Source organism: Sphingobacterium sp. SRCM116780 (genome assembly GCF_021442025.1).
Taxonomy (GTDB): domain Bacteria; phylum Bacteroidota; class Bacteroidia; order Sphingobacteriales; family Sphingobacteriaceae; genus Sphingobacterium.
Genome location: NZ_CP090446.1, coordinates 3,127,402 through 3,142,316, shown reverse-complemented (window position 1 = coordinate 3,142,316; position 14,915 = coordinate 3,127,402). Strand labels below are relative to the sequence as shown.

Here is a 14,915-nt window from a genome sequence, read left to right as displayed (position 1 = left end):
TAGTGTTATGAAAATACAATATTATATCTTCATATTAGGCGTAGTATTAGGATACTCGTCTTGTAAAAACGAATTGAACCTGTATCCTGAAGATGCCCTTTCGGATCCTTCTTTTTGGAAAAGTGAACAGGATCTTGAGCTGTATGCCTCCCGTTTTTATGATATCCTTCCAGGTGCAAATGGACCAGGTGCAGATAATCAATCGGATTGGTATGTTAGCAATTCGCCCAATTCATATCTGTTTGGCTATGATGTTACACCTACTTCAGGTGGGGGGTGGTCATCGGGAGACTGGGAAAATATTCGAGCCTGCAATTATTTTCTACGTAACTATACCCGTGTTAAGGGAAGTGAAACACGTATCGCTAAAAGTGTAGCTCTGGTTCGCTTTTTTCGGGCTTGGGAATACTTCAATAAACTGAAAAATTTTGGTGATTTACCTTGGTTGGGCACAGATCTACAGGTTAATGCTGATGAATTGTTTGCACCAAGAACATCTCGTGAAATCGTTATGGATTCGATTATCGCCGATCTTGATTATGCTATAGCCAAATTACCTGAACAAAATGAGGTTAAAGTAGGAGAGCTTCATCGCTATGCCGCAATGGCATTCAAATCTCGCATCTGTCTTTTCGAAGGGACTTATCGTAAATATAGAAATATGTCGGGTGCAACGGCATTACTTCAGACATCCATAGCAGCAGCAAAGCAGATCATGGATTCCAATAATTATGCAATTTGGAGTACAGGTCAAGCAGGAACTGATTATACCAATTTGTTCCTTCAGGAAGATTTAAGTAAAAATACAGAAACTATTCTTGCCAGAACTTATGTGTCAGAACTGCTGATGCATAACAATACCCGTCAACTGGAAGAAAGTGGAACGGGATTGAGTAAGGCTGCGGTGGAAAGTTATTTATGTACCGACGGTCGACCTATTTCGGTAAGTAAGTTATATCAGGGTGACCAATTGCCTACTACCGAACTTCAGAATAGAGACCCACGTCTATTGCAGACTGTTGATAATCCCCAGTTGCCTTTCAAAAACCTAGCAGATGGATCTACGCAGTATCGACCGTTACCGATGATCGATCCGCAATATTGTACCACGGGTTATTATGTGATGAAATATCATTCGCCGGATCCCGTACAATGGAATATAGGGATGTCTACATTAGATGTTTTTATCTTCCGTTATGCCGAAGTGCTGCTTAATTATGCAGAAGCAAATGCCGAGTTGGGCACTTGTACCCAATCGGTCTTGGATCAAAGTATCAATAAACTGAGAGATCGTGTTGCAATGGCGCATTTGGTTGAAAGTGTAGGGTTTCAGGATGCAAACTGGCCGAATTACGGATACAATTTAAGTCCACTGCTTCATGAAATCCGTAGAGAACGTGCCGTAGAGTTAGTAGGAGAAGGTTTCAGATGGGATGATATCGTTCGTTGGAAAGGTGGAAAACTAATTGAAAATCCAAAAACTATACAGGGACTTCATGTAACAACGGCGCTAGCAAAGCAATATCCTAATTTCAATAAAGAATTGAGTGCCGATGGACTATTGCTTGTTTATCCAAAGCTCAACGTGCGGAAGTGGAATGATAAGCTTTATCTCAGACCGCTGCCTATCGATCAGTTGACACTGAATGACAAATTGAACCAAAACCCAGGATGGTAATATGATTATTTTTATATTCATCCAACTTGTTTATTATAGTAGTTTATAACTAAATACATATCAGACCTTATATGAAGAAACTATTTTTAATTCCTTTAACATTTATGCTTTTTAAGCAAAACAACTGTTTAGCGCAAGATATTATACCTTATGGGTTGACCCCTAATGCCAGACAAGTGGAGTGGTATAACCAAGAGATCATCGCTTTCTTTCATTTTGGTTTAAATACTTATGAAGAGTTTGTCAATGAAGGAGATGGAAAAGCGAGTACATCATTATTTAATCCGACAGATTTAAATATAGATCAGTGGGCAAAAACACTAAAAGCAGCTGGTATTCCAAATGGGATCTTAACGGCAAAACATGCCGATGGTTTCTGTTTATGGCCAAGTGCATATACCGATTATAATGTGAAAAACAGTCCTTGGAAGAATGGGAAGGGCGATGTCGTTAAGGAATTTACAGAGGCGTTTAGCCGAAATGGCTTAAAAGCAAGTGTTTATTTAGGGCCACACGATCGACATGAGCATTTACATCCAGAATATTCCATCGCAAAATATAAACAGTATTATGGCAATCAATTGCGCGAACTGATGGGCAATTATGGACCAATTTGGGAAACCTGGTGGGACGGTGCAGGAGCAGATGAACTGACTACTCCTGTATACAGCAGTTGGTCAAAGATCGTACACGAACTACAGCCCAATTGTGTAATCTTTGGTACGAAAAATTCTTATCGATTTGCAGATGTACGATGGGTCGGAAATGAGTCCGGTTTTGCAGGAGATCCATGCTGGTCAACGATCGATTCAGCAAGTATCCGTGATGAAGCCGCAAATATCAAATATCTTAATCAGGGAGAATTAGATGGAGATGCTTATATACCTGCAGAAACTGATGTCTCGATAAGACCGAGTTGGTTCTATCACCAAGAAGAAGACAAAATGGTGAAAACAACAAAAGAGCTGTGGGACATCTACTGCCAATCAGTTGGTCGTAATAGTGTATTGCTGCTGAACCTTCCACCAGATCGCAGAGGGCAATTATCACCTATCGATTCCACCAATGTGGTACAATTGCGTCAAGGGATCAATGAAACTTTTGGTAACAATTTATTAAAAGGGGCTCAGATAAAATCCAAAAATGGTAGAGGCGGACAGTATGTCGAGACAACTCTTTTAGATAATTCAACTGAAACTTTCTATACTACCAAGGATAAACAGACTACAGATGAAATTACTTTTACCATGTCGGATAAAAAGGAGTTTGACTGTCTGATGATACAGGAAGTCATTCAATTGGGGCATCGTACCACAGGATGGGAAGTGGATTATTCGCAAGATGGTAAACGTTGGACGACGATCTCCGAAACAAAAGGCAGACAAAGTATTGGTCATAAATGGATCGTGAGATTTGAACCTATCGAGGCAAAATACATCCGTTTACGCATCACTAAAGGACAGGCTACTCCGGCTTTACATAGCTTTGGTATCTACAAACAGTCTTTATTATTTACCTAAATAGATAGTAGTGTTTATCTTATAAATCAGGGTACACGTACATATGTACCCTAATTTATATGTTGATTGCTAAATATTATCATTCAATCAAGTTATCATGCAAAATAAACTTCAAAGACTTTTTGTGGTCTTTATGCTATTGAATACTTTTTTTTATAGTAAAGGGCAAGAATTGGACACCAGTAGATTTTATAAGATTATCAGCCCGTTGGGACTTGTCTGGGATAATCATCAAAGTCCTGATAACAATAGTTTTATAAAACTTGAAAGTCCTAAGCTCAATCAAGAAGGTCAAATCTGGAAATTCACGTTGTTATCGAATGGATTTTATGCGATTTCAAATCCATTTTTAGGAAAAGGAATAGACAATAATGGTGCACAGAGTGGACAGACCGTCGATGTGATCCAATGGGAAAGCAATGCGAATAATCCCAATCAACAATGGAAATTGACGGTTACTGGTACTGGAGGTTTTATCATCAGTCATCCGGTTAATAAGCTACAAATTGCGGTAAAAGGTAAAGAGGTAAGTGGTGGTCAGATAGGTCAGTTGCCCAATGCTTATCAGGTATGGAAACTTGTCGGAGTAGATGCTCGAGTGCCAAAAAAAGAAGTACATGCCAAGAGTGACTTAGAATGGGAAAATGAGCAGGTTTTCGGGGTCAATAAAGAGGAGGGACATGCTACCTTCTTTCCATTTCCCAATAGCGGACTATTAAAGCAAGATCCTTATTTTCAGTATCCTTGGGTCTTTCCAAATTCTCCCAATGTAAAAAGTTTAAATGGTTTATGGAAATTCAATTGGGTGAATGAACCCAGCTTACGGCCTGTCAATTTCTATGAAGAAAATTATTCAACGGCTACTTGGAAAGAAATTCAGGTTCCATCCAATTGGGAGATGGAGGGTTACGGCACACCTATATACACCAATATTACCTATCCATTTCGCAATGAACCACCCTTTATCTTACCTCAAAAAGGTTATACCAATGAAACAGAGATCAACCCAGTAGGGTCGTACAAAAGGGAATTTGATATTCCTGCTGATTGGAAGGACAAGAATATTTTTGTTCACTTTGATGGAGTATATAGTGGCATGTATATATGGGTGAACGGACAAAAGGTAGGCTATAGTGAAGGAGCAAATAATGATGCCGAATTTAATATCAGTAAGTACGTGAGACCTGGAAAAAACACACTTTCCGTAGAAGTTTACCGCTGGACAGATGCGAGTTACATTGAAGATCAAGATATGTTTCGGTTGAGCGGTATACATCGTGATGTTTATTTGGTCGCTCGGTCCAAGAGCTATATCCAGGACTGGCAGCTTAAAGATAAATTTTTAGCAGAAGACCTGTCCAAAGTACAGCTGTCAACAGCAGTCTATTTTGGAGGTGAGGATACTGGGGCAAGACAGGTACAATTGACGATGCTAGATGCCGGTGGTAAAGTCGTCGGTCAACAGCAGATAGCTGTAGGGAAGGAAGTGCAGACGACATTACAGGTAATACTAGACCATCCACATTTATGGTCTGCCGAACAGCCGTATTTATATGATCTGATATTGAGCTATCAGGACGATAATGGAAAAGAGATAGAGGTGGTTGCTCAAAAACATGGATTTCGCTCACTCCAGCTAAAAAATGGAAGGGTTTATGTCAACCAGCAGCAGGTCTTTTTTAAAGGGGTAAATCGTCATGATATCCATCCGCGATTTGGTAAAGCTGTTCCTGTTGAAACTATGCTACAGGATGTACGAATGATGAAACAACATAATATCAATACAATACGTACCAGTCACTATCCCAATAGTCAAAAGATGTATGCGATGTACGACTACTTTGGATTATATGTGATGGATGAGGCCGATCTCGAGAACCATGGAAATCATAGTATAGCACATAATCCCGATTGGATCCCGGCATTTAATGATCGTATCAAACGGGTTATCCAACGCGATCGTAACCATCCATCGGTCTTGTTCTGGTCATTGGGAAACGAAGGTAGTGATGGGGATAACTTTCGGGTGATGGCTCAGTTGACTAGAGAAATGGATCCAAGTCGTCTTATTCATTACGAAGGTAAAAATGAGATTGCAGATATGGACTCCCATATGTACCCATCTTTGGAAAGAATGCAGCAGTTCGATCAGGAGGGCGCGGATAAACCTTATTTTCTATGTGAATATGGTCATGCTATGGGCAACGCAGTAGGGAATTTAAAAGAGTATTGGGATTATATTGAGAACAATTCAAAGCGCATGATCGGAGGCTGTATATGGGATTGGGTGGACCAAGGTATCAATAAACCTGGACGACCATTAGATGAATATTATTATGGAGGAGATTTTGGGGACAAACCGAATGACGGTGATTTTTCCAATAATGGTCTGACGACGCCCGACCGTCGTGTTACAGCTAAATTATTAGAAGTGAAAAAGATCTATCAATATATCAAAGTCACGCAAAATCAAGGTGCCGTTAATAAATTCACGATACAGAACAAGTACAATTTTACCAATCTTAATGCTTTTCAAACCAAGTGGAAATTACGAAGGGAAGGTGTTGTTATTGCTGAAGGTATACTTCCGGTATTGCATGTTGAGCCGAATCAGAGTCAGGTCGTTGAAATTCCTGTAGCGCAGTACATAAAGAGTGATCATGAATATCTGATTGATTTCAGTTTTGCGATAAAGCAAGATCATTCATGGGCAGATAAGGGATTTGAGATGGCTTCAGCACAGTTCGCATTGACCGGTCGTACTACAGTAGTTGGCGTTGATCTGAAAAATATTAAAAAAATCAATTATGAAGCACATGGGAATAATATCCATGTATTTGGACAGGATTATCGCGCTATATTCAGTTCGGAAAGAGGAACCTTGACGTCATTGAAATACAAAGGGGTAGAAATGATCGATCAAGAACAAGGTCCCTTGATGAATTGGTACCGTTCGGTTAATAATGATAAATACACCGATCAAAACTATTATCCAATGCAACGTGAAAAAACACAGTTCACCTTTGATATGGATCCCGATGGTAAGTTTATTCGTTTCATAATAGGCAATCGTTTTGATATTGCATCACCAGAACCATTTCATCTCCATACCACCACTATCTATACACTTTATGGTAATGGAAGTATCGACGTGGAAAATCGCTTTGATAAACCTAAACAAGAAAATCTATTGAGACGTTTAGGTTTACAGTTGTTTGTGCCTAAAGGTATGCAGAAGGTAAGCTGGTATGGCAGAGGACCATTCGAAAACTATATAGACCGTAAGGATGCCTCTTTCCTGGGTTTGTATACTAATACGGTAACGGGCTTTGCATCAGAACATTATGTGCGTAGTCAAAGCATGGGCAATAGGGAAGATGTACGATGGTTGAGCATGCAGGATGAAAAGGGCAATGGATTTAAAATAAGCAGTTATGATCGTTTATCCTTTACAGCTCTTGCATATACTGATCAGGAGCTGTGGGAAGCCAAGCATGATTTTAAATTAAAAGAAATCAAAAGAGACAATATTGTGCTCAATTTAGATTGTTTTCAACAGGGTTTGGGCAATGCCAGTTGTGGACCTTTGCCCTTGGTTCAATATTTGATGCCAACATCAGAATCGTTGACATTTAGATTTAGGATTGACCCTTTGTAACATGATTGTTGATTTTAATTAAAGTAATACGTGTAATCTTCTCACCTGAAAAGCTTACACGTATTGTTTTTATTTAGCTATAATAGCAAATTCTTTTTCTCCTTTTCATTTCTGCTATTCAAAGTATTTTAATTTTATAGACTAAATGAATTTAAATGTTATCGCTATAACCTCAACGGGCTTTTGAACTATTCTTACAGCTGCATTGGGCATTTTGATCTTCTATATTTAAATCTTAAAAGCACTGATAATGGCTGCTGTATTGAAATCCTTTGTATTCAATAGATATTCTTTCGTTCCATTTGTTGTTGTATGTTGTGATATATAATGAATATTGAGACCGACGAGAATAGTTTTGTTTTTAACAGCATGGCAATCGATGATCCAATGCTGTGGTTCGGCAATAGGGACGTGAAAAAAGTCCTCCATTTCGAATTCCACACTTTTGATTTTTTCTGAACTTTGATCGGGAAAATTTAAGTCTACGACCTGAAAATGCATAATGATTTTATCACATTTTTTAGGCATACGTACAGCTCTGATGATATCAAATTCAGGGAGTTGAATATGTAATTGTTGATTATGATCCAAGTGAATTTTAGGATCAAGGAAAAGGTAGTCCTCCATATGATTTTTTTCATTGAATTGAAATCCGACTAAACGACTCAATACCGCGTGATCCATGGACATCATTCCCGCCACTTGGTCTGGATTAGATCGCAAGGCACGATAGATCTGTTTATTCAGCCGATTGATCATTTGTCCATCGTACAGATTCTGATGAATTTCAATCAAACCAAATCGGATGGTAAAAGATGCACGGCTTGCTACTCCAAAATCATGGGAGCACTCTTTGGTACCTTCGCTCTGTTTGATGCGACGACCAGCTTTGGTTTGAATAACATTGATACTTCCTAATTTGCGGTTTACCAGGTTGCCAACTTGCCCCCGTAAGAATCCATTTTGATTGATAGCCATATCCAAATATACGGCTGTAAACTGTCGAAAATCAAATATTTGTGCATTTTTGCGAATATGAAAAGGACTGAACACAAGTGCATTATTAAATTTGAAATGACGCATCACAACTCATTTCAAATTTGATAATCAGTTTGCCTCATCCGATTGTTTTGATTTATCTTTCAGCAGGTAACTGTTGACAAATACTTGGGAGTTACTGGGAGATTGCTAGGGGACTGATTGGATATAACTTGTACCTGCGAGTAGGGTTTGTCTACCATCCGAAAATGGTGTGAGCACTTATAAAAGGTGCACTCACGGTGGACGCATGGTGCTCACACGGTGCTCACAGGTACAAGAAGGTCCTAAGTTAGTCCCCAGTAAACCCTAAACAATATAACCACCAATGATTCCACCAAGTAGATACAGATATGGTTAAATTTTACTAATTTTAATTGGACAAAAATAATCGTTTAGAAACTAGCTAAGTATCATGACCTTCCGCTTTCTATCTCGCGCTGTATTGGGTGTCATTGTCTCTTTTACGGTTTGCACCTTACTTTCTTATCGCAATGAAATGCCCAATGATGGTGCGTTACAGATCGGATTTCCGTTTCATTTTTTTAGACAATCAGTGGGTTATGATCCCGTCTTAAATGTCATGGATGAAGCCAGTAATTTTTCCTACAGTTACTTTGTTGGCGATTTTCTTTTTGCGATCCTACTCTTTTTCTTTTTACAACTGCTTTTTAGAAAAATCTTGACAAAGAAAAAGTAATGGTTGTCTTGTCCAGATGTAATAGGAATTCTAATGCGCTTTTTAAATTATACTCCTATGGAATATCCTTGTTAAAGGAAAATTAAAAGATTAATTTGTATCTTTATAGTAAGATTATCATGTAATTGTGAACCATGGTTGATTTAAATAAAGTTAATGTAGATAAAAGTTTTAGTGAAGCAGAAATAGCATTGTTAAAAGAAGGCCTTAGTCGATCTTATAAAGAAAGATTTGAAATGGCTACAAGGCTTTATAAAATTCAACAAACCCTAAAAAAAGCTAAAATTTCCCATAAACCATTTTTAGAAAAGTAATTTGTCTATGGATATATTTGATGAAGAAATTCTATCATTTTGGAGAAATCTTGAAACTTGTCATGTTGATTGATTATATTATGATCGGTGGTTATGCGACTAATTTACATGGCTTTCAACGATTCACAGGCGATCTTGATATCTGGATAAAAGATTCTTCACAAAACAGAGCTTATCTCCGTAAGGCATTTGTATTATCTTCTTTGGGAGATATTTCACAATTAGAAACAATGGATTTTATTACTGGTTGGACAGATTTTCATTTGAATAATGGACTACGATTGGATATCTTAACTCATATGAAAGGTTTAGAAAATTATTCCTTTGATGAGTGCCTGGAACTAGCTTCTATAGCTGAGATTGAAGGAATACATATTCCATTTCTCCATATCAATCAATTGATCGCTAATAAAAGAGCCGTAAATCGTCCAAAAGATCAAGTGGATATTGATGCGTTGGAGCAAATAGTGAAGCTGCGAGAAGATAATGAACAAGATTGAGTAAATTCTTGATAATTAAATTGCAAAAAGACGATTGTTCGTCTTTTTTTATGAGATTCTTTTTAAAAAAGATAACATGATTAACTTTTTCTATTGCTAAATCGTTATTTTAGTGGTTTAAAAACCGAATACAAATTCTATTATATATTATTTTCGACAATGAAATTTAGCTCAATTCTTATTCTGGGTATACTTTCCTGCAGTTTCTCGCAGCTTCAGGCGCAGCAAATGCCTTATAAAAACAGTAAGCTGCCTGTAGAAACACGTGTGCATGATCTCTTAGGAAGAATGACTGTGGAAGAAAAGGTTGGACAGTTATCTAAATTGTTGGGCTGGGAGATGTATGAAAAGAATGCAAAAGGGGTTGCTGTTAGTGCTAAATTAAAGAAAGCTGTCAAGGAACAGCATATCGGTCTGCTTTGGGCAACCTTAAGAGCAGACCCTTGGACACAGAAAACGTTGTTAAATGGTTTGAGTCCTGTGGAAGCCGCTCGTGCGACTAATGCAATCCAGCGTTATATGCTGGATAGTACGCGTCTAGGGATACCTCTCTTGCTTTCGGAAGAGGCGCCACATGGTCATATGGCCATTGGAGCAACGGTTTTTCCAACGGCCATTGGACAGGCTAGCACTTGGAATCCCACACTAATTCAGGAGATGGCTGCAACCATAGCAAAAGAAACCTATGCCGTAGGAGGGAAGAATGGTTATGGTCCTGTGTTGGATTTGGCTCGTGATCCGCGTTGGTCTCGTACCGAAGAAACGTATGGTGAAGATCCGTATTTGATCGGACAGATGGGAAAAGCAATGGTGCAGGGATTTCAAGGTGATCACATTGGTCAAACAGATAAAATAATAGGGACATTGAAACATTTCGTCGCTTATGCCGCTCCAGATGGTGGACATAATGGCGAAAGTGTTGCCTTAGGGGAACGAGCATTGCGACATTATTTTTTACCACCATTCGAACAAGCTGTACGTGCAGGAGCTGGTTCCGTGATGACGGCTTACAATAGTATCGATGGTATTCCATGTTCGGCTAATCCGTGGTTACTGAAAGATGTATTACGTAAGGAGTGGGGTTTTAATGGTTTTGTTGTTTCAGATCTCTTAAGTATCTCAGGACTTAATGGGGGACATGCCACAGCTTCGGATGGGGTAGATGCGGCTTCGCAAAGTATACATGCTGGACTGGATGTTGATTTAAGTGGTTCGGGTTATGGTCCAAACTTATTGAAAGCAGTACAGCAAGGTTTGGTCGAAAAATCTGTATTGGATACTGCTGTCACACGTGTTCTTCGCATGAAATTTAATCTTGGTTTGTTTGATCGTCCTTATGTGGATGAAAAACGGGTTGCACAGCAAGTAGGAACAGACGAGAATAAGACAATTGCACGAAAAGTAGCGCAAGAATCAATTATTTTATTGAAAAACGAGGGGGGAGTATTACCCTTAAGTAAATCGTTACAACGTATAGCGGTGATCGGACCGAATGCAGACAATGTTTATAATCAGTTGGGAGACTATACAGCTCCACAGGCTGATGGAAAAGTAAAGACGGTATTGGATGGTATCCGTGCTGCGGTAGGAAAAGGTGTGCAAGTGGATTACGTGAAAGGCTGTGCCATCCGCGATACTTCGGTGAATAGTATTGCAGAAGCTGTCGAAGCTGCCAAACGATCGGATGTGGTTGTGGTGGTTTTGGGTGGATCGAGTGCACGTGATTTTAAAACGTCTTATCAGGCAACAGGCGCGGCTAATGTCGATGCCAATGCGATTAGTGATATGGAGAGTGGGGAAGGGTTTGATCGCGTTTCCTTGGATATGATGGGAAATCAGTTGAATTTATTGCAGGCTTTGCACGCTACAGGTAAATCGATCGTATTGGTTAACATTATGGGAAGACCCTTGAACTTGAACTGGGCATCGGATCATATCCCTGCGATTATCAATGCCTGGTATCCTGGACAGGAGGGTGGTTTGGCTATTGCTGATGTTCTTTTTGGAGATTATAATCCTGCTGGGCGCTTACCGATTTCAATACCGCGTTCGGTCGGACAATTGCCTGTACATTATAACTATAGCAAACCTAAACATCACGACTATGTGGAGATGGAAGCGAAACCTCGCTATGCATTTGGCTATGGCTTGAGTTATAGTACTTTTGGTTATACTAATCTTAAAATTGATCTGAAAGAGGAGTCTGCTGATTTTTTATGCACGGTCTCTTTTGATGTCAGTAACCAAGGACAACGGAATGGTGATGAGGTTGCACAATTGTATGTTGTCGATGAAGTGAGTTCGGTCGTTACGCCTATTAAACAGTTAAAACGTTTCGAACGGAAATCAATTGATGCGGGTAAACGCGCTACTTACTCATTTCAATTAACCAAAGCGGATTTGAAATTATGGGCTGTTGACAAATCCTGGAAAACAGAGAAAGGAAAATTTAAATTGCAGATCGGGGCTGCGTCAGATGATATTCGTTTAGAAGGGGACGTCGAGTTAACGAAAGATTATCTTTAGTAGGTTAGATAGTTAGATTCATCTTGTGTAAACCTTCGGTTTCTTGAGTCTTAAGTTTTAGATTTGGTTGCGCAAGGCTTTAGCCCTTAACTGGTTTATTGTTCGCTTTTTCAGCGGTCAATAAATCTAATATAAAATCTAAGACTCTGTATGGAAATAAAGCAAAAACGACCATCTGAAATATAATGTTTATTTAGTACTACATTTCGGTCTGGAGACCTTGGTTTCAAAATAGGATTTAAGTGATCCGTTGGAACACTTAAACCAGGTTGTGTAAGCCTACGGCATTTTTGAATATTCAGTTTTAGACTTGGTTGCGCAAACCTTTAGGCTTCAACCTATTCTTACTTCAAAACGACATGTTTAATGCTTTTTCTATTCCAGGTATAGGTGATATGGATATGTCCTTTGCTGTCTTGAATAAGGGTTGGATAGGAATATTCATCGCCTTTAACGCCATCTTCCAATTGCATCGCATCTTTCCATTTGATGCCGTCTTTGGATAAGGCTACCCGTAGTTTGGTTCGCCCTTCCCACCAATCTTTTCCAGCAATATCTGGGTTGTAAACAATCATATAATAACCATTTTTCAATTGAATAGCGTCTGTGGCCGCGTTTGGATTTAATAAGTTTGTAGGCGTCCAATCGTCCCATGTTTTTCCTTGGTCTTTAGAGAAGGCTGTCATAACCGAGTTTTCTTTGCTACGACAAAGGACTTGTATCCTGCCGTCTTTGTGTAGCAGAACACTGGGTTGGATGACTTGAATGGGACTGTCTGGATTTATTTTACGAACAGTCCATGTTTTTCCTTTATCCTGACTAACTTCAATGTGAGCTTTCCAGATTTCTTCTTTCGATTCTGTGCTGGATGGTGATAAAATAACACCATTTTTAAGTGTCAATGGTTTATTCTTAATCGGGCCTAAAATTCCTTCTGGCAATGCTTGTCTCGCAGACCAAGTGGTTCCTTTATCCATGGAATATTGATAATAACCTTTCCATTCCCTTGGATTTGGTCCGATCTTGTAATACAAAAACAAACTGTCTGAAGTTGGATGTTGATAGAGTACGGGATTCCAACTGGGATAACGCTTGTCTTCCAATTGTCCATTGGCTACATTGATTGGTTGTTGCCATTTGCCATTGACACTAAGCGACATCCATATACAGACATCTGGATTGGACTCGTGTGTTCCGCCAAACCAAGCGCTGAGCAAACTGTCTTTTCCAACCTCTTGAATGGTTGATGCATGACATTGCTTGAAATCGACTTGTCCAACAGAAAAGATTTGCTCATTACTAAGCAATGTGGGTTGGTAACTTTTACAAGAGGTAAGGCTTAGGAGTAGCAAACAAAAAAGTATATCGAATTGATAGCGCATAATAGGAGTTTTAAATTGATCAGAAGATCTAGTAATTGTCGAAATCATCATTCACAACAGCATATAAACTCCAACTGCTACAGGTTAATAACAATTGGAGCTTGCTTTTTATTTCGCTTTTAACTGGATGACAGTTGCATAATTAAGTCGTGTGTTTACTCCTTTTACGCTTATTTGATTATCCTTCTGTGACCATTTTAATTTGCCTTTATGTCCTAAGATGCTGATATCTTTTACATTAAAATTCTCTGGTAATGTGAACGTATAGGTCGCAGGTTGTTTATAGGTATCACCACTTTGTAAATGGAATACATTGACTACTTTACTGTCCTTGCTACGGGTATAATAATAATCGTCTACATGAAATGGAGCAATGGGACGTGTGGCATATACGGCAGATTGATTGATTTGCATCCAAGCAGCTAATTCTTTCAATCGATCGTAAGCTGCTTGATCATAATCACCGTTTGGTCCCGGAGCGATATTCATCAGGTAATTTCCTCCTCTTGAAATGATCTTAACCAACGTTTCGACAATCTTTTTTGTAGGCTTATAGTTATCATTGGGTACATAGCTAAAGGAATCTCCCATCGTGATACAGCTTTCCCAAGGGATATCTAAGGTGTGATCAGGAACAGCTTGTTCTGGAGTAACATAATTTTCCCACTTACCTGGAACGGTACGGTCTACAACGATAATACCAGGTTGATTCTTTCGAGCCATGGTACCAATACGATCCATATCGATATCTTGTTCGACTTTGATGGTTCGTTGCCAATCTACGGATTGATCAATGGTTTTAAATGGTCTTACCCATCCACCATCTAACCAAAGAATATCGACTTTGCCATATTCGGAGGTCAGTTCATTGAGCTGGTTGTAGGTATAGTCTTTAAATTTTTGCCATCTTTCGGGATGTTTTTGCGGATCGTAGTTGACATTACGATCTTTCGGTGGGAAATAGTTCCACCAATAAAAATCGGTATGCCAATCGGGTTTTGAAAAATAGGCACCTATTTTAAAGCCATCATTCCGGAAAGTATTAAAAATTTCTTTGGTGACATTGGCTTTAGGATTTGTTGAAAAAGGGGTATTGGGTGATGTGATTTTATAGTCTGATTCTTTTGTGTCAAACATAGCAAATCCATCGTGATGCTTAGTGGTGAATACCACATATTTCATCCCTGCAGCTTTGGCGGCATCGGCCCATTTCTGTGGATTGAAGTCTGTTGGATTAAAGGATTTTTGTAAATTTTCGTAATTCTTTACATAGTCATTATAGTTCTTGCCATGTTCAGGTTTTCTTTTCGTCCACCCTTCGTCTTCTGGACATAGACTCCAACTTTCTACAATACCCCATTGGCTATAGGTACCCCAATGCATAAATAGACCAAATTTCATGTCTTGCCATTGTTCGAGATTTTCGACAACTAATGGATCAGTAGGTTTTTGATAACCTGCGGATACATTGTGCGCTTGAGGAAAAGCTTTTGAAGTTGAAAGAGCCAATAGACTTACGGCTATTATTTTTTTATAATAAGTCGACATGTGTATGCAATATATTAGTAATGTAAATTCGTGAAAAATAGTTGTTTTTAT

General features: G+C 38.9%; 10 protein-coding genes. 7 read left to right on the top strand and 3 right to left on the bottom strand.

Annotated elements, in window-relative coordinates; translation table 11 throughout:
* Positions 1-7 precede the first annotated feature (7 nt).
* From LZQ00_RS13485 to LZQ00_RS13475, 3 genes are all read left to right on the top strand, one after another.
* Positions 8-1,678: a RagB/SusD family nutrient uptake outer membrane protein gene (locus tag LZQ00_RS13485; protein WP_234509803.1), complete on the top strand. Its 1,671-nt coding sequence runs from the start codon at positions 8-10 to the stop codon at positions 1,676-1,678.
* A 71-nt stretch (positions 1,679-1,749) separates the two neighbouring features.
* Entirely contained in the window at positions 1,750-3,198 is a 1,449-nt protein-coding gene (locus LZQ00_RS13480; RefSeq protein ID WP_234509802.1) for an alpha-L-fucosidase, read from the top strand.
* Positions 3,199-3,295: 97 nt separating this feature from the next.
* On the top strand, positions 3,296-6,856 hold the full coding sequence (locus LZQ00_RS13475) for a glycoside hydrolase family 2 TIM barrel-domain containing protein (protein ID WP_234509801.1): 3,561 nt from the start codon (positions 3,296-3,298) through the stop codon (positions 6,854-6,856).
* Positions 6,857-7,084: 228 nt separating this feature from the next.
* Here the strand turns inward: LZQ00_RS13475 and LZQ00_RS13470 are convergent, their stop codons facing one another.
* Complete coding sequence (locus LZQ00_RS13470; RefSeq protein ID WP_234509800.1) at positions 7,085-7,939, bottom strand: hypothetical protein; 855 nt, start codon at positions 7,937-7,939, stop codon at positions 7,085-7,087.
* Positions 7,940-8,309: 370 nt separating this feature from the next.
* Here LZQ00_RS13470 and LZQ00_RS13465 point away from each other — a divergent pair, with 370 nt between their 5' ends.
* From LZQ00_RS13465 to LZQ00_RS13450, 4 genes are all read left to right on the top strand, one after another.
* Positions 8,310-8,594, top strand: a complete 285-nt coding sequence (locus LZQ00_RS13465) for a hypothetical protein (protein WP_234509799.1) — start codon at positions 8,310-8,312, stop codon at positions 8,592-8,594.
* A gap of 134 nt (positions 8,595-8,728) precedes the next feature.
* A complete protein-coding gene (locus tag LZQ00_RS13460; RefSeq protein ID WP_234509798.1) occupies positions 8,729-8,908 on the top strand; it encodes a hypothetical protein in 180 nt (59 codons plus the stop codon).
* 20 nt (positions 8,909-8,928) lie between these two features.
* Entirely contained in the window at positions 8,929-9,408 is a 480-nt protein-coding gene (locus LZQ00_RS13455) for a hypothetical protein (RefSeq protein WP_234509797.1), read from the top strand.
* Positions 9,409-9,567: 159 nt separating this feature from the next.
* Positions 9,568-11,934, top strand: a complete 2,367-nt coding sequence (locus tag LZQ00_RS13450; protein WP_234509796.1) for a glycoside hydrolase family 3 N-terminal domain-containing protein — start codon at positions 9,568-9,570, stop codon at positions 11,932-11,934.
* 344 nt (positions 11,935-12,278) lie between these two features.
* Here the strand turns inward: LZQ00_RS13450 and LZQ00_RS13445 are convergent, their stop codons facing one another.
* The gene (locus LZQ00_RS13445; RefSeq protein WP_234509795.1) at positions 12,279-13,316 is read right to left on the bottom strand and encodes a sialidase family protein; all 1,038 of its coding nucleotides are present in this window, start codon (positions 13,314-13,316) and stop codon (positions 12,279-12,281) included.
* Positions 13,317-13,424: 108 nt separating this feature from the next.
* Positions 13,425-14,864, bottom strand: coding sequence for an alpha-L-fucosidase (locus LZQ00_RS13440; protein WP_234509794.1), 1,440 nt, complete (start codon positions 14,862-14,864; stop codon positions 13,425-13,427).
* Positions 14,865-14,915: the final 51 nt, after the last annotated feature.